18 protein-coding genes, 1 pseudogene and 1 riboswitch are annotated in these 19,156 nt (G+C 33.8%); of the genes and pseudogenes, 15 read left to right on the forward strand and 4 right to left on the reverse strand.

Translation table 11 applies throughout. From position 1 onward, the window contains the following. Nucleotides 1–48 precede the first annotated feature (48 nt). Nucleotides 49–154: riboswitch (SAM riboswitch) on the forward strand. A gap of 129 nt (nucleotides 155–283) precedes the next feature. Then, nucleotides 284–1,503, forward strand: a pseudogene (locus DN392_RS17280) (MFS transporter). A 55-nt stretch (nucleotides 1,504–1,558) separates the two neighbouring features. Here DN392_RS17280 and DN392_RS17285 read toward each other — a convergent pair. Beyond that, the gene (locus DN392_RS17285; protein WP_000103796.1) at nucleotides 1,559–2,524 is read right to left on the reverse strand and encodes an arsenic resistance protein; all 966 of its coding nucleotides are present in this window, start codon (nucleotides 2,522–2,524) and stop codon (nucleotides 1,559–1,561) included. A 294-nt stretch (nucleotides 2,525–2,818) separates the two neighbouring features. Between DN392_RS17285 and DN392_RS17290 the strand changes: the two genes are divergently transcribed. The 5 genes from DN392_RS17290 (at nucleotide 2,819) to DN392_RS17315 (ending at nucleotide 8,243) form a co-directional block, all read left to right on the forward strand. Next, nucleotides 2,819–3,511, forward strand: coding sequence for an FMN-dependent NADH-azoreductase (locus DN392_RS17290; RefSeq protein ID WP_000522522.1), 693 nt, complete (start codon nucleotides 2,819–2,821; stop codon nucleotides 3,509–3,511). Between the two features lie 235 nt (nucleotides 3,512–3,746). Next, nucleotides 3,747–5,102, forward strand: coding sequence for a branched-chain amino acid transport system II carrier protein (brnQ, locus tag DN392_RS17295; RefSeq protein ID WP_001284771.1), 1,356 nt, complete (start codon nucleotides 3,747–3,749; stop codon nucleotides 5,100–5,102). An 85-nt stretch (nucleotides 5,103–5,187) separates the two neighbouring features. Continuing rightward, nucleotides 5,188–5,607 (forward strand): VOC family protein, encoded by a 420-nt coding sequence (locus tag DN392_RS17300; RefSeq protein ID WP_000750847.1) that lies wholly within the window; start codon nucleotides 5,188–5,190, stop codon nucleotides 5,605–5,607. A gap of 331 nt (nucleotides 5,608–5,938) precedes the next feature. Further along, nucleotides 5,939–7,588 (forward strand): copper resistance CopC/CopD family protein, encoded by a 1,650-nt coding sequence (locus tag DN392_RS17310; protein ID WP_000114314.1) that lies wholly within the window; start codon nucleotides 5,939–5,941, stop codon nucleotides 7,586–7,588. Nucleotides 7,589–7,622: 34 nt separating this feature from the next. Continuing rightward, on the forward strand, nucleotides 7,623–8,243 hold the full coding sequence (locus DN392_RS17315) for a YcnI family copper-binding membrane protein (protein WP_048566574.1): 621 nt from the start codon (nucleotides 7,623–7,625) through the stop codon (nucleotides 8,241–8,243). A gap of 42 nt (nucleotides 8,244–8,285) precedes the next feature. On the opposite strand, the gene DN392_RS17320 is transcribed toward DN392_RS17315, so the two are convergent. Then, nucleotides 8,286–9,191 carry a DMT family transporter gene (locus tag DN392_RS17320; protein WP_000192803.1) on the reverse strand — a complete coding sequence of 302 codons (906 nt, stop codon included), beginning with the start codon at nucleotides 9,189–9,191 and terminating at the stop codon, nucleotides 8,286–8,288. 97 nt (nucleotides 9,192–9,288) lie between these two features. Between DN392_RS17320 and DN392_RS17325 the strand changes: the two genes are divergently transcribed. From DN392_RS17325 to DN392_RS17340, 4 genes are all read left to right on the forward strand, one after another. Continuing rightward, nucleotides 9,289–10,158, forward strand: a complete 870-nt coding sequence (locus DN392_RS17325; protein ID WP_000156765.1) for a LysR family transcriptional regulator — start codon at nucleotides 9,289–9,291, stop codon at nucleotides 10,156–10,158. A gap of 120 nt (nucleotides 10,159–10,278) precedes the next feature. Beyond that, on the forward strand, nucleotides 10,279–10,710 hold the full coding sequence (locus tag DN392_RS17330; RefSeq protein ID WP_000704066.1) for an Rrf2 family transcriptional regulator: 432 nt from the start codon (nucleotides 10,279–10,281) through the stop codon (nucleotides 10,708–10,710). A 70-nt stretch (nucleotides 10,711–10,780) separates the two neighbouring features. Further along, nucleotides 10,781–11,431: a DsbA family oxidoreductase gene (locus tag DN392_RS17335; RefSeq protein WP_000216675.1), complete on the forward strand. Its 651-nt coding sequence runs from the start codon at nucleotides 10,781–10,783 to the stop codon at nucleotides 11,429–11,431. Between the two features lie 57 nt (nucleotides 11,432–11,488). Continuing rightward, complete coding sequence (locus DN392_RS17340) at nucleotides 11,489–12,091, forward strand: nitroreductase family protein (RefSeq protein WP_001277006.1); 603 nt, start codon at nucleotides 11,489–11,491, stop codon at nucleotides 12,089–12,091. A 154-nt stretch (nucleotides 12,092–12,245) separates the two neighbouring features. On the opposite strand, the gene DN392_RS17345 is transcribed toward DN392_RS17340, so the two are convergent. Then, a complete protein-coding gene (locus tag DN392_RS17345) occupies nucleotides 12,246–12,662 on the reverse strand; it encodes a GNAT family N-acetyltransferase (protein ID WP_048566572.1) in 417 nt (138 codons plus the stop codon). 183 nt (nucleotides 12,663–12,845) lie between these two features. Between DN392_RS17345 and DN392_RS30895 the strand changes: the two genes are divergently transcribed. The 3 genes from DN392_RS30895 to DN392_RS17355 all read left to right on the forward strand — a co-directional run bounded on the left by DN392_RS30895 (nucleotide 12,846) and on the right by DN392_RS17355 (nucleotide 15,463). After that, a complete protein-coding gene (locus DN392_RS30895) occupies nucleotides 12,846–12,977 on the forward strand; it encodes a hypothetical protein (RefSeq protein ID WP_000997338.1) in 132 nt (43 codons plus the stop codon). 109 nt (nucleotides 12,978–13,086) lie between these two features. After that, on the forward strand, nucleotides 13,087–14,271 hold the full coding sequence (locus DN392_RS17350) for an amidase family protein (protein ID WP_061671808.1): 1,185 nt from the start codon (nucleotides 13,087–13,089) through the stop codon (nucleotides 14,269–14,271). A gap of 178 nt (nucleotides 14,272–14,449) precedes the next feature. Next, complete coding sequence (locus DN392_RS17355) at nucleotides 14,450–15,463, forward strand: AI-2E family transporter (protein WP_001006582.1); 1,014 nt, start codon at nucleotides 14,450–14,452, stop codon at nucleotides 15,461–15,463. A 78-nt stretch (nucleotides 15,464–15,541) separates the two neighbouring features. On the opposite strand, the gene DN392_RS17360 is transcribed toward DN392_RS17355, so the two are convergent. After that, nucleotides 15,542–16,486 carry an L-lactate dehydrogenase gene (locus DN392_RS17360; protein ID WP_000715320.1) on the reverse strand — a complete coding sequence of 315 codons (945 nt, stop codon included), beginning with the start codon at nucleotides 16,484–16,486 and terminating at the stop codon, nucleotides 15,542–15,544. A gap of 201 nt (nucleotides 16,487–16,687) precedes the next feature. Between DN392_RS17360 and DN392_RS17365 the strand changes: the two genes are divergently transcribed. Both DN392_RS17365 and DN392_RS17370 read left to right on the forward strand, forming a co-directional pair. Continuing rightward, the gene (locus tag DN392_RS17365) at nucleotides 16,688–18,124 is read left to right on the forward strand and encodes a flavin monoamine oxidase family protein (RefSeq protein WP_061671809.1); all 1,437 of its coding nucleotides are present in this window, start codon (nucleotides 16,688–16,690) and stop codon (nucleotides 18,122–18,124) included. 103 nt (nucleotides 18,125–18,227) lie between these two features. Next, the gene (locus DN392_RS17370; protein ID WP_048566570.1) at nucleotides 18,228–19,151 is read left to right on the forward strand and encodes a CobW family GTP-binding protein; all 924 of its coding nucleotides are present in this window, start codon (nucleotides 18,228–18,230) and stop codon (nucleotides 19,149–19,151) included. Nucleotides 19,152–19,156: the final 5 nt, after the last annotated feature.

Consider the following 19,156-nt stretch of genomic DNA (forward strand, 5'->3'; position numbering starts at 1 on the left):
AATTATTTTGATGTAATATATAATAAATTCAGATATTTTAATAAAAACTTCTTATTAAGAGAGGTGGAGGGACTGGCCCTTTGAAACCTCAGCAACCTAATGTTATATAAAGGTGCTAAATCCTGTAGGATCTAAAAGTCCTAATAGATAAGAAAATGGGTATAAGTAAACCTTCTTCTGATTTTGAAGAAGGTTTTTTGTCATATAAATGGAGAATTAGAAAGGTGGTGATACAGAAGCGAAAGAATTAAAGAAAATATAGAAGAAGAAACCGGAGGGCGTAGTGAATAATCAAGTTGGAAGTTTAAAAGAGGATAGCACTAGTGATAGTATTTGGAGCAATAAAGTTTTTTCGTATTTTTTCTTAGCAAGTTGTATTTCTTTGATAGGCAATTCAATGGCTACGCTCGTTTTACCGTTATGGGTAATGAAATTAACGAATTCTCCAATACTTGTTTCTGGGGTAAACATTGCAATAGCAACGACGGCAATTCTGTTTGCACCTGTAACAGGAACGTTAGCAGATCGAATGTCGCGAAGAAAGCTTATGATAATGGCGGATGTTATGAGATGTATCGTTATGATTATCATCGCGGTAATAGCATTTTATAATAAAATGTTGTACATTCCGTTACTACTGTTACTTATTATACGTTCAATTGGGAGTGCTTTATTTACTCCAGCTTCAAATGCAGCATTAGTAACATATGTGGAAGAAAAGCATGTTCAACAGGCGATTACGCTGAGACAAATCTCAATACAAATCATATCGGTAGCCATTCCTTTAATGGCTAGCTTTTTAATTAGTATTTTTAATTTTCATGGAGTATTTATGTTAGATGCACTTACATTCTTTATATCGTTTTTAATTTTAATGAAAATTAAATTTCCACGTGAACTGAAAATAGAAAAGAAAAAGCCTTTTTATGAAGAATTTAAAGAGGGGTTCTCACTTTTAAAAAGTAATCAATCATTGAAAATGTTGCTTACGCTGCAATCATTAATTTGCTTGGAGCGGCGTGTATGCTATCACTGCAAGTAATCGTTGTTAGAGAGATGGATCTATCTATGCAGTGGTATAGTATAGTTTTTGCGGCATCACCGATAGGGATTTTAATAGGAGCATTTATTACGAAAAAGATTCGTACATATAAAACGATTACGACTGCTTTTATATGTACTGCTATTATGGGGATTTTTAATGCTGCAATGGGTACGACGTTAAATCCGGTATTATTTTCAGTTTATTATTTTCTGTCAGGAATTGCATTTGGGGTAAGTAATGTATATTTTGGAGTGTTGTATAGAAAGTTAATTCCAAATGAAGTGCAAGGAAGATTTTTCGGTTTTTTAAGTTCGTTATTATTAGTATCTACTCCAGTTGGAATTGCAATAACAGGATATTTCTTAGAGTCAATTTCAGCTTCTATTTTATTTATTATAATTGGTATTATTACGTTTTTAGTTTCGGTTATTTCATTTGTAATGATAAATAAGAAATAAGTGTTGTATGAGATTTTTCAAAAATAAAAAACGTCCTAAAATAGGACGTTTTTTATTATGTGTATTGCCGTTTTGTCTTAATAAGTAACAACACTTGTGAAACACAAGCAAGTACTGGCAGTTCAATCAACGGTCCAATAACGAGTGCAAGTGCGATAAGAGGCTCGTCTGGAAAAGCTGTTACAGCAATAGCAAGTGCAACAGGTGAGTTTCTTGCTAATGTTGTTAAGTTTAAACTTACTGTATCTTTATAAGATAAACGCATAATGCGTCCGATAAATTGTCCGAGTACGAAATTAATGATGAAGAACAATAGAACAGGAATGAGTAATAGTAAAACGACATTCATATTTTGTAGTAAATATTTACCTTGTGATGCAAACATCGCTACTATCGCTAAACTTAAAAATACAATTTGCGCAGAGTTGAAAAACGGAATGAGTTTATTCTCGAGTGTTTCAGCTTCTTTCATTTTATACATAATGAATTTTGTAGCGTGTGCAAGTACAAATGGCAAGGCGATTACAATAACAATACTTTCTACTAAAACAGAAACCGCTACAGTCTTCATGACACCAGCAAATAAAAATAAATAAATGGGAAGGAGTAGTACTTGCAAAATTAAATTTACAGGCAAAATTGCAGTAGAAAGTGCTACATTTCCTTTCGCTATTTCAGTAAAGATTAAGTACCAGTCTGTACATGGAGTAACCATTAACATAATAAATCCAACCCAAAGTGCTGGATGATCTGAAAGAAATAGTGCACCTAATCCCCAAGCGAGTAAAGGTGTCCATAAAAAATTAATAGTAAGACTCGTTCCAGCAAATTTTAAATTACGGAATCCATTTTTTATTTCTTTCAATGGGATGATGAGGAATAATCCGTACAGCATGAAAAATAAGAAGGGGACAATAAAGTGCTCTGAATACATATGTATCAAATTAAATTGTCCGAGTACGATGCCGCATGTAACAGCAAAAAGAATAATAAAAGTTTGAATCTTTTCTATAGTGCTCATGAGTAAATCCTTTCTAAATATGAATTGCCCTCTCTAAATCCATTATACAAATAATAAAGTTATAATGGGTGTTTTAATTGTATTGGGGATATTATTTTTAATTTGAGATATTATTTTTTATTTAAAGTTACTTGACTAAAGTAAGTTACTGTATTACAATCGCTTACATAAGGTAATTAAATAACAAAAAGTTTTTTATGTTTTTACTTAAGGTATCTATTGGAACTTTTTACTAGAATAAGAATTTTTATGATGATGAATAATGAATATGATAAGAAAGTTTAGGTGAAGAAAGTGGGATTATTTAGCTCGTTATTTGGTAAAAAAGAAGAAAATACAAAAGTAGAGGGGAATAAAACAATGTCAAAAGTATTATTTGTAAAAGCAAACGATCGTCCAGCGGAGCAAGCAATTAGTTCAAAAATGTATGAAACATTTGTAAGTACTTATAGAGAAGCGAACCCAAATACAGAAATTACAGAGTTAGATTTATTTGCATTAGATCTTCCGTACTACGGAAACATCGCTATTTCAGGTGGATACAAACGTAGTCAAGGAATGGAATTAACAGCAGAAGAAGAGAAGGCTGTAGCAACAGTAGATCAATATTTAAATCAGTTTTTAGAAGCTGATAAAGTTGTATTTGCGTTCCCACTTTGGAACTTCACAGTACCAGCACCATTAATCACATATATTTCATACTTATCTCAAGCTGGAAAAACATTTAAATATACAGCAAATGGCCCAGTAGGTTTAGTTGGTGATAAGAAAGTCGTTGTATTAGGTGCGCGTGGTTCGGATTATTCTTCAGAACAAATGGCTCCTATGGAAATGGCGGTTAATTATGTAACGAATGTGCTTGGGTTCTGGGGAATTACAAATCCAGAGACTGTTGTAATTGAAGGGCACAATCAATATCCAGATCGTTCACAACAAATTGTTGAAGAAGGTTTAGAGAACGTTAAGAAAGTAGCGGCGAAATTTTAATTGATAGTAAATGTAAAAAACCAACATGGATGACCATGTTGGTTTTTTAGTCTATTTCTATGTTAAAAAATGTATATTTATAAAATGAATGAAAAGTTTGAAAATAGTATTGCAAAATATTATATGACAAATTATAATAAGTTCAAGAATAGTTGATAGTCGAATTTAATATTCAGAAAATTCAATTAGTTAAAAATGGAAAATGAGATAAGGAAATTTGAATGGGGGTTATATTATGGCGAATAAAGTACCGTTTTCGTTCATAGTAGTTATTGGATTAATGTTATTTGCACTATTTTTTGGAGCAGGAAATTTAATATTCCCGGCAATGCTCGGTCAATCGGCAGGAGAGAATGTATGGATTGCTAACGCTGGATTTTTAGTAACGGGTGTTGGATTACCACTACTAGGTGTACTAGCATTTGGTTTTTCGGGTAAAGATGATTTACAGTCATTAGCAAGTCGTGCTCACCCAGTATTCGGGATTGTGTTTACAACAGTTTTATACTTAGCGATTGGCCCGTTATTTGCAATACCAAGAACAGGAAATGTTTCTTATGAAATTGGTCTTAAACCGTTTATGCCAGAAGGATTAGGTTCTACACCTTTAATTCTTTTCACAATTGTATTCTTTAGCATCACTTGTTTTTTTTCGCTAAATCCCGCGAAAATTGTCGATATTGTTGGAAAAATCTTAACGCCAATTAAATTAACATTCATCGGTATTTTAGTAATCGTTGCTTTTATTCACCCGATTGGAGAAATGCAAGCACCAGTTGAAGCTTATACATCACACGCATTCTTTAAAGGGTTCCAAGAAGGATACTTAACGATGGACACGCTTGCATCATTCGTATTCGGAATCATCATCATTAATGCAATTAAAGAAAAAGGTGCGAAAACGAAAACGCAAATTATGGTCGTTTGTGCAAAAGCGACAATCATTGCAGCATCTATTTTAGCAATTATCTATACAGCTCTTTCTTATATGGGTGCTTCAAGTGTTGCAAAGCTTGGACATTTAGAGAATGGTGGAGAAGTATTAGCGAAAGTTTCTAACTATTATTTTGGATCATATGGCGGAATATTATTAGGATTAATGATTACAGTAGCGTGTTTAACAACTAGTGTGGGACTTGTATCAGCATGTTCTTCATTCTTCCATAAGTTATTCCCAAATGTTCCTTACAAAGCGATTGCCATCACGCTATGTGTATTTAGTGCAATTGTTGCAAACGTAGGATTAACACAATTAATCGCAGTTTCTGTTCCAGTACTAACAGCAATTTATCCACTAGCAATCGTATTGATTTTCTTAACATTCTTCCATTCATTATTCAAAGGAAGAGCTGAAGTTTATCAAGTGAGCTTAATCGTAACATTTATCATCAGCTTATTCGATGGATTAAGTGCAGCTGGAGTTAACATTGAAGTAGTAAGCCGAGTGTTCACTAAATTCCTTCCGATGCAAGAAGTAGGATTAGGATGGATTTTCCCAGCGATTATCGGTGGATTTATCGGATATGGCAGTAGCGTTTTAAAAGCAAAAAATCAAGTTCAACCAGCTAGTGCGAATAAGAAAATAGGTTAAATAAAAAAGTTATAGAACTTGTTTCTATAACTTTTTTTGTTACTATTGATAAGGATAGAAAAAATAAAGTAGTAGGGGAAATAAAATGAAAAAAACAATTGATCATATCGGCATCGCAGTTCGAGATATAGATAGTACGATACGTTTTTATGAAAATGTGTTACTAGGAACTTTAATAGATCGTTACGTAAGTGAAGCTCCTGGTGTGGAAAGCGAAGTAGCCATTCTTGAAGTGGATGGAGATAGAATTGAATTACTTGCACCGACGAATAATAAGACATCTCCAATTGCCCGTTTTATTAAACAAAAAGGTAAAGGTGTTCATCACGTTGCGTATCGTGTCGATGATTTAGATGTGGCTCTAGAAGATTTAAAAGAACAAGGTATTCGGACATTAGAGCACACACTTCGGATTAATAAGCACGGTAGAAGATTAATATATCTTAACCCAGCGGATACAGAGGGAACAATCATTGAGTATTGTGATTATCCAGAAGAGAAGTAAAGAAATTTTATGATTGAAGAAGGGTATTACGTAATAACGTAATGCCTTTTTTATTTATGTATTTCACACTTTCTTCACAAATAATTCACGATAACCTTTCTTCTTTAGGAACTTACATAAATATATTTTATGATATAATAACAATCGACTTTAAAAATGTAAGTTGTATCTGTGAAGGTAGTTACTATTATATTAGAAGTTTTGAGGTGGAAGAGAAATAAAGAGTTTTACTGTATAGAAGTTTATATTTAATCAGGTTAATATTTATTCAAGTAATCGACTTGGTAAGTAGATGTAATGAAAATAGAGCGATGAGGAAGAAAGAAGTGAAATGAGTGTGAAAGTAATGAGAAGGTTAGGGGCATGGTTATTAATTGTATGTATGCTTATTATATCGATGCCGAAAAGCGCATCTGCTCATGCGTACATTGTGAAATCAAACCCTACTGAAAATGAAACGTTGAAGAAAGCACCATCTGCAGTGAAAATTGAATTTGATGAGGATATACAAGTTTCGCATTTTAATACATTGTTTGTAAGAGATACCTCAGGTACAAGAGTAGATTTAAAAGATGCTCATATTGATAAAGAAAATAAAAAATTATTAGAAGTAGGGTTAAAAGAAAATTTAAAAAACGGACTCTACTCTATTCAGTGGAAAGTGATTTCTGCTGATGGGCATCCCATTCAAGGAGTGATTCCGTTCCGAATTGGGTCAGCAGAAGCGGGAGCAGACGATATACAAGTAGAAGAGATGGGGTATGTCCCGAAAATAGATATGATTATGGAACGTGGAGTTTTATATACAAGTTTCTCACTATTTATAGGAGTGCTATTCTTTAATCTTATTATGTATAAAGGGAATGCAACCTCGGTTCGATCAAGGAGTAAGAACATAATATGGATCTCATTATTGGGTATATTGATTAGCTTATTATTCAATCTGCCATTGCAAGCGAAAATAAATGCTGATGTTTCATGGTTAGAAGCATTCGATCCATTACTATTAAAAGAAACATTACAGCTTTCTGTTTTTGGATATGTGTGGATTACTCAAATGGTTCTTATTAGTTCGCTTATCATTGTTACTTATTTTGCGATGAAGTGTGAGAAGCTGTCGTCGTTTAAAGTATGGAGCATTCCAATACTATTGTTTATCGGGATACTTGTTATGAAAGCCTTTAATAGTCATGCATTTGGTTTAAAGTTTAAAGAGATTGCGGTCGTTATGGACTTTCTACATTTATTCGCAGCTTCGTTATGGGTTGGAGGTCTATCATCCATTATTCTTCTTTTACGTAAAGAGGAAGACAAGTGGAATATGTATTGGGATATGATTAAGCGTTTTTCACCGTGGGCAACAGGTGCTGTCATCGTGATTTTAATAACAGGTCTTTTTAACAGTACATTCTTTATACCAACAATTCATTCGTTATTTGATACGAAGTATGGTTTAGCTTTATTAGCGAAGATACTTTTATTCATTTTCATGGGGATATTGGGAATTGTTCACTATGTGAAAGGGAAAATGAGAGCGGAGCAAGGATTAGGCGCTACGGTGAAAGTAGAGTTTATCATAGGAATTATCATCTTTGTCATCGTAGCTTTTATGACAAACGTACAAACACCACCGATGCCTCCTACTGGACCTTTTACAGAGAGTAAGCAATTAGATAATGGGTATGAACTTACTTTACATGTAAGTCCTAATAAAGTAGGACAAAATACATTCCATATTACTTTAAGGGATGAAAATGGCCAACCTGTTACTGATATGGAGCAAATTATTTTAACTACGCAATCATTGGATATGAACATGGGGAAAGGTTCATTTAAAGTTTCGGCCGTGTCACCAGGAGAATATGAAGCGGAAGGTATGTATATTAACATGACAGGAAACTGGAATATACAAGTGCACGGATTAACAAAATTTCTTGATAGCTTTGATGCGGATTATAAATTTATAGTAGGCGGCAGATAAAGAGAAGGTATAAATAAAAAGGAGTTAATAGAAAATGAAACGTATAAAAAAAATTGGCACAACAATGATCGCAACAATTATTGCAATGGGCATTTTTTCGTTACCTGTTAGTGCGCACGTCACTGTGAAACCAGCAACTTCGGACGTTAATTCTTGGGAGACTTACACGATAAAAGTACCAGTTGAAAAGAATGTAGCAACGACAAAAGTTACATTGAAAATACCGTCTGGAGTGGAATTCCAACAGTATGAACCAGTACCAGGATGGAAAGTGGAAGAGCAAAAAGATAATGCTGGAAAAGTGAAAACTGTAGTATGGGAAGCAACAGGAGAAGGGATTTTACCTGGCCAGTTCCAGCGATTTACTTTCGTCGCTAAAAATCCGGATAAAGAACAAAAAATAGCTTGGGATGCATATCAACAATATAAAGACGGAGAAATTGTTGAATGGACAGGCGATGAAAAAGCTGAAAAACCACATTCACTTACTACAATTGCAAAAGGTACGTCATTAACAGGAGAACATGGTGAAGTGTCTAGTGTAGAACAGAATAAAGGTACTAGTAATATGCAAGTAATAGCGATTGTCTTATCTATTTTGGCGATTGTATCGTCGGTAGGGGCGTGTGTTTTTGTAGTGCGTCGTAAAAAGTAAGATATAAGAAAGAGCCTACACACAGCAGGCTCTTTTTCATTTTTATTTCACTTCAACCTGCTGCCTTACAGTAAGTGTTTTCGGCTTTATATTTACGAAACAAATACTCACCACAATAAATAATAGTCCGATGAATAAGCTAATAGTAATGGCCTCATGTAAGAAAATTGAACTTACAATAATAGCGATTAGTGGAATAAGAAATGTATAAGCCCCAACTTTACTTGCTTCACCAGCTCCAACAAGAGTGAAGTATGCAAGCCATCCCATTGCAATAACAAAGAATGAAATAAAGAGTAGTACACTAACAAATGGTATACTCCAAGCGATACTAGACCAGCTTTCAAACTCTGAACCAAATCCAATTAAGCAAAGTCCGCCAATAATAAGCTGAAGTGTTACCATCCAAATGGAATTAACGCGGTGCCCAGTCTTCTTAATAAATACTGTGCCAAGTGCCCAGCCAATAGCGCATCCTATCGCGAGAAGGATTCCAATAATAGAAATATGTCCAGTTAAACTACTAGAGCTAATGACACCTACGCCAATAAATCCAAGAACAAGCCCAAAAATTTTTAAGCCGTACATAGATTCTTCAAGCCAAATCCATGAGAAAATGCCGAGTAAAACAGGTTGTAGAAATACAATGGCGGAAAATAACCCAGCGGGCATATATTGAAGGCCTACAGTTTGTAATCCGTAAAATATAATGATGTTAAGTAAAGAAGAAATAACGTATAAATGCCAAGTTTCTTTTAAGTGTAACTCTTTGTATTTCGGTAATGCGAAAAGGAGTAAAATGAATCCTCCAATTAAAGTTCGAACGCCTGCAAATAAAACGGGTGGTGTATAATGCAGGGCAAACTTAGATAAAGGCCAATTGATTCCCCACATGAAAACGAGAAAGGTAAGGATTATGGCCGTCTTAGTTCGAGAAAGCTGTGTCACGGTAAGACCTCCTTGTTGTTATTCATTTCACTATGATATGATATCGACTGTAATAAATAAAATGAATCTTTTTTATAAGGAGTATAAGTGATTAGTTATGACCATTACACAACTGCAAGTATTAATAAAAACTGTTGAGTTAGGTAGTTTTACGAAGGCTGCTCGGGTGTTAAATATGACGCAGCCAGCTGTAAGTCATGCAATTTCAAGTATTGAGTCAGAGTTAGGAGTTACGATTCTTATACGTGATAAACGAAAAGGGCTAATCGTTACGGATGTAGGAAACAGAATTCTTGTGCATATTAGAGAGATTTTGAACGGTGTAGAGAAGATTGAACAAGAAGTTGCGATGGAGAAAGGACACGAAGTTGGGACGATTCGAATTGGGAGTTTTCCGAGTGCCTCTGCACATTTCTTACCCAAAATGATAAACCTTTTTAAGGAGAAGTATCCGAACTTAGAAGTCGTTCTTTGTGAAGGAACGATTAAAGAAGTTGAAGATTGGTTAGTATCGAGGGTTGTTGATATAGGAATTGTTATTTTGCCTAATAAAGATATGGAGATTGTCCCATTAACGAAGGGGAAAATGGTTGCTATCTTAAGAGAGGATCATCCTCTTTGTAAGAAGGATTCTATTGCAATTAGTGATTTAGAGAATGAACCGATCATATTATGTAAGGGTGGATACGAACCACCCATTATTGATATGTTTAAACAAGCAAACGTACCACTTCGGGCTGAGTATGTAATATCAACCGTTACTACAGCTTTAAACATGATTCAAGAAGGGCTAGGTATTGCAATATTAGCCGAATTATCTTTAACGAATTTACCACAGAATGTGCAAACGAGAGAATTGGAACCACAAGTATGGAGAGAAATTGCTTTAGCTGTTCCTTCATTAAAGGATTCCTCCATCGCTGTGCAGCTATTTATTGAAGAATTTCAAGCGCTATTTGCAGAATAAAAAGAGGTGTCTCATATATCATAATGGGACACTTTTTAATTTACTTATAAAAAATCTATGAAAAGGATTGACTTATCTTTTTGTTGTAACTATAATGATTACATCGAGGTGGTGATCACGATGAAAATTAGTAGCCGCTTTTCTATAGCTGTTCATATTTTATCTATTTTGAAAAACAATCCATCTTCACTTTGTACTTCAGACTATATAGCTGAAAGTGTAAACACAAATCCAGTAGTCATTCGTAAAATGATGTCGTACTTGAAACAAGCTGGTTTTGTATATGTAAATCGCGGTCCAGGTGGTGCGGGATTATTAAAGGATTTACATGAAATCACATTGTTAGATGTATACCATGCAGTAAATGTAGTCGAAGAAGACAAACTATTTCATATTCATGAGCAACCAAATCCAGATTGTCCAATCGGAGCAAATATTCAAGCGGTGTTAGAAGTTATATTAATACAAGCGCAATCCGCGATGGAAGAAATTTTGAGAAATATTACGATGGGGCATTTGTTTGAAACTTTGCAAGAAAAAATGAATGCTTAAATCATATTTATATTTTTTTATTATTAATGTAACTGATTTGATTACAACTGTAAAGGTAAGGTGTAAAAGTATGACTGTAAAAATGAAAGTATACTCAGATTTTATATGTCCATTTTGTTTTTTAGCAAAAGGTCCATTAGATGAAGTAGCGAAAGAGAAAGATGTAGAAATTGAATGGATGCCATTTGAATTACGTCCAAGTCCATATTCAAAAATAGATCCATGGAATGAGCCAGAAAAATTAGGCTCATGGGATGCTTTTATTCTTCCAACTGCGAAGAAGTTAGGAATCGATATGCGTTTGCCACGTGTTTCACCGCATCCATATACACATTTAGCTTTCGAAGGATGTCAATTTGCGAAAGAACGTGGACTAGGAAATGAGTATCATCACCGCGTATTCACAGCATTTTTCCAAGAAGAGCAAAACATTGAAGATATTGATGTTTTAACAAAATTAGCGGTAGAAGTAGGTCTTCCTGAAGCTGAATTTAAAGATGCTTTAGTAACTCGTAAATATAAAGAAAAGCATCAAGAAGCAATTCAGCATGCATATGATGAAGCAAATATTATGGCTGTTCCAACTGTCATGATTGGAGATGAAGTCATTCAAGGGCTTGCTAGTAAAGAAACGCTACAAAGAGTCATCGATAAAGAAATTGAAAAGGATAAAACAAATTCATTTGAAGGTATGCAATGTAATACAGATGGATATTGCTAATTCGCTTGTTATGAAATAACAAAATAAATTATAAAACAAATATTTGGAGGAATTAAAATGTCAGCAACTACAACAAAATTAAAAGAAGCAATCGTGAACCGTCGTTCTATTCGTAAAGTAACAAAAAACGATGCAATTACGAAAGAAAGAATTGAAGAAGTTTTAAAAACAGCTTTACACGCACCAACATCTTTCAATATGCAAAGTGGTCGTATGGTTGTATTAATGGATGGAGAACATGAAAAGTTTTGGGATATTGTTAAAGAAACACTAAGAGCCCGCGTACCAGCAGAAAACTTTGAAGCGACTGTAGAAAGATTAAAAGGTTTCCATACAGGTGTTGGGACTGTGTTATTCTTTGAAGATCAAGCAACAGTAGAAAAAATGCAAGAAAATGCACCATTATATAAAGATCAGTTCCCATTCTGGTCTCATCAAGGAAATGCAATGTTACAACATACGGTATGGATGTTATTATCGGCTGAAGGAATTGGCGCATCCCTGCAACACTACAATCCAATCGTAGATGCTGAAGTGAAAGAAACTTGGAACATTCCAGCAGAGTGGAGCTTAGTAGGACAAATGCCATTTGGTGAGCCAAATGAACAACCAGGAGAAAGAACTTTCTTACCTACTGAAGATGTAGTGAAATTTTATTAAGAAATTTAATATGTAAAAAGTTAAATAAAAGGAGAGTACATATTAGCCATATATGTACTCTCCTTTCGTATGCAATGTTAAACTCTTACTGCAAGAACGATTTCCTTCATATGAATCGAAGTCTTTCCTTACAATTAAAAATCTATTATGTTTATTATTTTGAAATGACAGTAAACATCCCCGTCATGTTTGGTGAGTAATCCTTAAAATCAAATTTTTCATAGAATGATTCTTTATCTTGTGATGCAAACAAACCGACAAACGCCTTATCAGGGGCATTCTCATGTAAGTATGCAACTAAACGATGCATGATTTCTTTCCCGATACCGTGTTTCTGATACTCTGGATGCACCACTATATCTTGAATATAGAAATAGATAGATCCATCACCAACAATTCTCCCCATGCCGATCATTTGTTCATTATCTTTCACTGTGATGCAGTGAATAGAATTCTTCAGTGAAATATCTGCTACATCAAAATTCATATAATCAGTCCATCCAACAGAATCACACAAATATTTGTACTCTTCTAATGTTGGGATGTTATGTTTAAACTCATATGTTTTCAAAATGTATCCTCCAAGCCCTTAAATTTAACAAGTATATACATTCGACATTTTTTTATCTTTTCCTCTTATGTAACTGAATCCCTTTTAGCTATTGAATTTCGTACAGTTTCCTTATTTGTATTAATTTATAAGAGTTTAGGGGAAAAATATTAGAAATAATGCAGTAGAAAGGGAAGTGGAAAAATGAATGATGAGAAAAAATATACAGTGGTAGGTACTGATGTTGAGGAGGTAAAACGTTTAAATGAAAATTCGGGATTATCGTATAATCAAGTGAAAGAATTATTAGCGAAGCAAATGCAAAAAAAGAAATAATGAAATTGAAATTCTTCATTTTTTCATTTAGCATCCTAATTAGAGAGAGTTATGAGGATAACTCTCTTTTTCAATACATTGGAGCAACTTTTAGAGTGGAGGAAACAACATGAAAAAGTGGGTAAAGGTAACGTTGTCGATCGCTGGAGGTATTGTCCTATTGGCATGTGCCGGAGGATATTACGTGTATAAAAATTATTTTCCAAAGGAACCGGAGCGTATCGTATATGATAAAGATAGAGTGTTAAAACCGATACATAATCAGTTGAAAGGAATTAATATAGAAAATGTAAAGATAAAAGAAAAAGAAGTCGTAAATGCGACTGTAGATGAGCTTCAAAAAATGATTGATGATGAGAAATTATCATATGAAGAATTAACGAGTATTTATCTTTTTAGAATACAAGAACATGACCAAAATGGAATATCATTAAATGCTGTTACAGAGATTAATCCAAATGCAATGGAAGAAGCGCGAAAGCTAGATAAAGAAAGATCTTTCAATAAGAAGTCGAACTTATACGGCATGCCAGTTATCGTAAAAGATAATGTACAAACGGTAAAGGATGCGGCAACGTTATTTAACATAATGGTAAGTTTTGATGAAAAAGATGCTATGACAGAAAAAATGAAAGATAAAGAAAGAATTGATTATACGAAGGACTTATCAATAGACGGATTGAAAGGGAAAAAAGTAGGAGTTCTATTTTCAATAGACCGACAAGATGAAAATAGAAAAGAAGTAGCAGAAAAGATTAGAAAAGACCTTCAAGATGCAGGTGCGATCTTGACTGATGATATTCAGTTAAACGCTGAGGGTGTAGATAATTTGCAAACGTTAGAATATGAGTTCAAACATAATGTTAACGATTATCTTTCAAAGCAAAAAAATGTACCGGTAAAATCGCTAGAAGAGATTATAACGTTTAATAAAAAGGATAGTAATAGACGAATAAAATATGGACAAACATTAATTGAGGGATCTGAAAAATCTGCTATAACAAAAGATGAGGTTCAAAAAGTAGTGCAAACGAGTCAAGAAAATACTAGAAAAGAGCTAGATAGGTATTTAGTAGAAAAAGGTTTGGATGCTTTAGTTATGATTAGCAACGATGAAGTTCTTCTATCAGCTGTAGCTGGCTATCCAGAATTAGCTGTGCCAGCAGGATATGATAACAATGGAGAGCCAGTAGGTGCAGTGTTTGTCGGGAGGCAATTCGGTGAAAAGGATCTGTTCAATATTGGATATGCGTATGAACAACAGTCTAAAAATAGAAGATCACCAAAACTGTAAAAGGGTAAACGAAAAAAAGAGCGCCGCTAAATTATGTTGATCGGCTAATATAAAAAGAATCTAACAATATAAAAAGAAAAAAAGGATTCTGCTCAATTAGTAAGAAAGATTGTCTATAGAAGCTCATAAAATGTAATATATTCAATTTCCATCCATTGAAGGGGGAGGTTAAAACTTAATGAATGAAGTGAAAAATTTCTTTCGAAGCAGAGGGTTTCAACGGTTTCTCGTTTTAATAATAGTAGCGCTTGTATTATACGGATTAAAAAGTATGATTAATTTAATATTGATTACGTTTATACTGACGTTTTTAATGGATCGGTTTCAACGTTTTATTTCAAAGAAGTTGAAAGTGAATCGGAAAATTGTTATCGCATGTTTGTATATCATATTAGTTTCCTTTATTGGCACGACATTGTATAAATATTTACCTGTGCTAACGATACAAATTTCTCAATTAATTTATCAATTTAAGTTGTTTTTTCAAAATCCACCTGATAATGAAATCATTAAATATGCACTCTCAACAATTAATGGGATGGAAGTATCAAAATATATAGAACAAGGTGTAGATGTCATATATCAATCGATTGCAAATATAGGAAAAGTCAGTTTGCAAATACTACTCTCTCTTATTTTAAGTTTATTTTTCTTGTTAGAAAAAGAGCGCATAATATCATTTACTTCGAAATTTAAAGATAGTAGTCTGAAGGTTTTTTATGAGGAGATTGCATATTTTGGCGAAAGGTTTGCAAGATCGTTCGGTAAAGTAATTGAAGCACAGTTTTTAATTGCAGTTGTCAATTGTGTACTCACTGTAATTGCACTTGTGATTTTAGGGTTTCCTCAGCTTCTTGTATTGGCTGTCATGGTCTTTCTACTCGGTTTGATTCCTGTTGCCGGTGTAATCATTTCCTTGTTCCCGCTATGTATTATTGCTTATAACGTAGGTGGAGTTATGTACGTTGTATACATACTTGTGTTCATTACAGTAATCCATGCTCTTGAAAGTTATTTTTTAAACCCGAAGTTCATGTCTGCGAAAACGAATTTACCAATCTTTTATACATTTATGATTCTCATCTTTTCAGAGCATTTCCTTGGAATATGGGGGCTTATTATTGGTATACCAATCTTCATCTTCTTATTAGATGTACTTAATGTAAATAATGAGGAATCAATTAAAAAATAGAAAATAACTGATGTTTTCAATGAGCGAGCAATGAAAAAGCAATCCAAAATAAATTGGATTGCTTTTTTGCATACACGATTAAAGAACAGGTGCCATTGTTTCTTTCAATACTTGAACAGAGTGATCGAATTTTAATTCTTCTTCTTCACTTAATTCCACTTCTAAAATTTCACGAACACCGCCGCGATTTAAAACAGCAGGTACACCGATATAAACATCTTTTTGACCGTATTGGCCTTCTAAGTAAGCTGATACTGTTAATACACTATTTTCGTCGTTTAAAATCGCCTTTGTAACACGTAGAAGTGACATACCAATACCATAGTAAGTTGCCCCTTTTCGCTCGATAATATGGTAAGCTGCATCACGAACGTTTATGAAGATTTTGTCTAAATCTTCTTGCGTGTATGTGTTGTCTTTATCAAGAAGCGTTTGTAGTTTTTGAATACCGACTGATACGTGACTCCAAACAGGAAGTTCCGTATCACCATGTTCACCGATAATATAAGCATGAATGTTGTGTGGACCAATATCGAAATATTCACCTAACATATAGCGGAAACGAGCAGAATCAAGAGTTGTACCAGAACCGATTACGCGTTCTTTTGGTAAACCAGATTCTTTCCAAGTTACGTAAGTTAAAATATCGACAGGATTAGTTGCGATTAAGAAGATACCATCAAATCCGCTATCCATAATACTACGAACGATTTGTTTAAAGATTTTCGCGTTTTTCTCAACTAAATCTAAACGTGTTTCGCCTGGTTTTTGTGGTAATCCAGCCGTAATGACTACAAGATCAGCATCTTTACAATCTTCGTAGCTACCTTTCCATACTCTAGTTGGAGCTGGAGCGAATGGAACAGCATGACTTAAATCCATTGCTTCTCCTTCAGCTTTTGCCTCGTTTACATCAACTAAAACAAATTCTTCAGCTACAGCTTGGTTAATCATGCAGTAAGCATAACTACATCCAACTGCTCCTGTTCCTACTAATACTACACGGTTAATCCCTTTTTTCATTTTAAAATTCCTCGCAATTTCATTGATTTTATTATGTAAGATAATACGTCTTACTTCTATAGATTCATATCTAGTTTATTACATTTTATAAAAGATATTCAAGTATTTGAAAATGTATCCGTGCAATTTCTTGCACGAAACATAGGAAGTAAGTGAACCGAATATAATGCAATAAAATCCTTTATCGAAGGGGAAAAGGGCATGATGCAGCCATTAACGATGGAAAGAATGCTCCATATTATTAATGTGGGGCTCGTAAAAACGAAGAATCCAAAGCAAATTATTATTGCTGGTGCAGGAATTTCAGGATTAGTTGCAGCATCGTTATTGAAAGAATCAGGGCATAGCATAACAATTTTAGAAGCGAATAACCGAATAGGCGGAAGAATATATACGATCCGTGAACCGTTTAGCAGAGGCTTATATTTTAATGCAGGGCCAATGCGAATTCCTGAAACACACGAGTTAACTTTAGCTTACATTCGTAAATTTAAATTACCATTAAATCTTTTTATAAATAAAACCGCTTCAGATATTATTTATACGAATTATATTAAAACGAGATTGAGCGTGTTTGAAAAAAATCCAAGTATACTTGGATATCCCATTGTAGAGAACGAAAAAGGAAAAACAGCAGAAGAGTTAATGTTAGTAGTAATAGAACCAATACTTAATTTTATAAAAAAAGATCCTAATAAAAACTGGATCATCGTTGAAAAAAAGTATAAAACATATTCGCTCGGATCATTTTTAAGCGAGTATTATTCAGATGGAGCAATAGATATGATTGGGGTACTTCTAGATATGGAAGCATATATGGGAATGTCTTTAATTGAAGTATTACGTGAAATGATCTTTTTTACTTCAACGACAAAATATTATGAGATAACGGGCGGAATGGATACATTACCAAATTCATTTTTACCTGAGTTAAAAGATAATATTTTTATGTCGTATAAAGTAGAAAAAATTATACAGGAAGATAGTAAAGTGATGATGCAAGTAACAAATGGACAAACGTTACATCCATTTATGGTAACAGGCGACATTGCTATTATCACAATTCCATTTTCAGCGTTACGATTTGTAGAAGTTCAGCCATATCATTTATTCTCTTATTTTAAAAGACGGGCAATTCGTGAATTAAACTATATAGCTTCGACTAAAATTGCGATAGAGTTTAAAAGTAGATTTTGGGAAAAAGCGAGACAGTGTGGCGGTAAATCTATTACAGATTTACCTATACGATTTACATATTATCCGAGTTATGGCATTCATACACCAGGGGCGGCTATCGTTTTAGCGAGTTATACGTGGGCAGATGAGGCGTTAACGTGGGATAGTCTCCCGCAAAGAGATCGTATACGTTACGCATTAAAAAATTTAGCGGAAATATACGGTGACATCGTCTATAGTGAGTTTGTTACTGGAACATCTTTTAGCTGGAGCCAAAATCCGTATTCTTGCGGCGCATTTACGGCTTTCGAACCAGGTCAAGAGTTAGAGTTATTTCCGTATATTACGCCGCCAGCTGGCAAAGTACACTTTGCAGGAGAGCATACGACATTAACACATGGATGGATGCAAGGAGCAATAGAGTCTGGAATTCGAGTTGCTTATGAAGTAAACGAACAGTGAAGATATATTTACAAATCACTATTCTTTTTATAAAATGATTAATATAAATCGTAATTATTACGCTTTGAATACGTTTGAAATAAAGAAATGGATGGTCGATCAAATGAAAAAAGTAGAAATTCATATATTAGGTGGCTTTTTAGGAAGTGGAAAATCAACATTATTACAAAATTTATTGTTAGCGGAAAAAAAGAAGAATAGAAAAGTTGCAGTATTAATGAATGAAATTGGTGAATACTCGGTAGATACAGATATTATTGGAAAAGAGAATGTTTTAAGGGAACTTCTGAAAGGATGTATTTGTTGTACGCTAAAAGAAGAGCTTGAAATACAATTACACTCGTTATATCAGCAAGAAAGACCAGATGTCATTTATATAGAAACGACAGGTGTTGCACATCCAATTGAAGTGTTAGATGCGTGTGTATCACCAATTTTAGCACCTTTCTTAGAAGTGAAATCAATTGTCGTCGTTTTAGATGCAGTAAGGTGGTTAAATCGAAGTGTATTAAGTGCAAACGTTCAGCAATTATTGCATGAGCAACTGAAGTTTGGTAGCCACATTTTAATTAATAAATCAGATTTACTAACAGATGCGGATAAGAACAAAGTAATTGAAGAAGTGAAAGCAATAAATAATCATGCGAAATTATTTGAAACAAAATATTGTAATATATCTTTAGAAGACATAGAAGAAGCTGAATTTACGAATGATGGAGAACATGAGACACTACATGTAAAACAGCATTTACATATACAAACGATGACATATCAATTTACGAAATCGATTGATCAAGTTAAATTATACGAATGGCTTTCGAATTTACCAGATAGTATTTATCGTGTAAAAGGATTTGTGAAATTCCATGGAGATAAATACCCGCACTTATTCCAATATTCATTTGGGGTACCAACTTTACTGGAACAAGATTTCGGTTTCCCGACGAACTTGGTAGTAATAGGAGAAGGGCTAGATAAGAAACAATTAGCTGAAGGGTTAGAGAAAGTGGAACTTAATTCTAATTAAGATTA

This window comes from Bacillus sp. BB51/4 (assembly GCF_008368845.1).
In the GTDB taxonomy this organism is placed as follows: Bacteria; Bacillota; Bacilli; order Bacillales; family Bacillaceae_G; genus Bacillus_A; species Bacillus_A wiedmannii.

Bases quoted from the DNA above. Each gene is read 5' to 3' on its own strand.
- DN392_RS17285 (WP_000103796.1), bottom strand. From the start codon at position 2,524: ATGAGCACTATAGAAAAGATTCAAACTTTTATTATTCTTTTTGCTGTT.
- brnQ (WP_001284771.1), top strand. From the start codon at position 3,747: ATGGCGAATAAAGTACCGTTTTCGTTCATAGTAGTTATTGGATTAATG.
- DN392_RS17300 (WP_000750847.1), top strand. From the start codon at position 5,188: ATGAAAAAAACAATTGATCATATCGGCATCGCAGTTCGAGATATAGAT.
- DN392_RS17310 (WP_000114314.1), top strand. From the start codon at position 5,939: ATGAGTGTGAAAGTAATGAGAAGGTTAGGGGCATGGTTATTAATTGTA.
- DN392_RS17315 (WP_048566574.1), top strand. From the start codon at position 7,623: ATGAAACGTATAAAAAAAATTGGCACAACAATGATCGCAACAATTATT.
- DN392_RS17325 (WP_000156765.1), top strand. From the start codon at position 9,289: ATGACCATTACACAACTGCAAGTATTAATAAAAACTGTTGAGTTAGGT.
- DN392_RS17330 (WP_000704066.1), top strand. From the start codon at position 10,279: ATGAAAATTAGTAGCCGCTTTTCTATAGCTGTTCATATTTTATCTATT.
- DN392_RS17335 (WP_000216675.1), top strand. From the start codon at position 10,781: ATGACTGTAAAAATGAAAGTATACTCAGATTTTATATGTCCATTTTGT.
- DN392_RS17340 (WP_001277006.1), top strand. From the start codon at position 11,489: ATGTCAGCAACTACAACAAAATTAAAAGAAGCAATCGTGAACCGTCGT.
- DN392_RS30895 (WP_000997338.1), top strand. From the start codon at position 12,846: ATGAATGATGAGAAAAAATATACAGTGGTAGGTACTGATGTTGAGGAG.
- DN392_RS17350 (WP_061671808.1), top strand. From the start codon at position 13,087: ATGAAAAAGTGGGTAAAGGTAACGTTGTCGATCGCTGGAGGTATTGTC.
- DN392_RS17355 (WP_001006582.1), top strand. From the start codon at position 14,450: ATGAATGAAGTGAAAAATTTCTTTCGAAGCAGAGGGTTTCAACGGTTT.
- DN392_RS17360 (WP_000715320.1), bottom strand. From the start codon at position 16,486: ATGAAAAAAGGGATTAACCGTGTAGTATTAGTAGGAACAGGAGCAGTT.
- DN392_RS17365 (WP_061671809.1), top strand. From the start codon at position 16,688: ATGATGCAGCCATTAACGATGGAAAGAATGCTCCATATTATTAATGTG.
- DN392_RS17370 (WP_048566570.1), top strand. From the start codon at position 18,228: ATGAAAAAAGTAGAAATTCATATATTAGGTGGCTTTTTAGGAAGTGGA.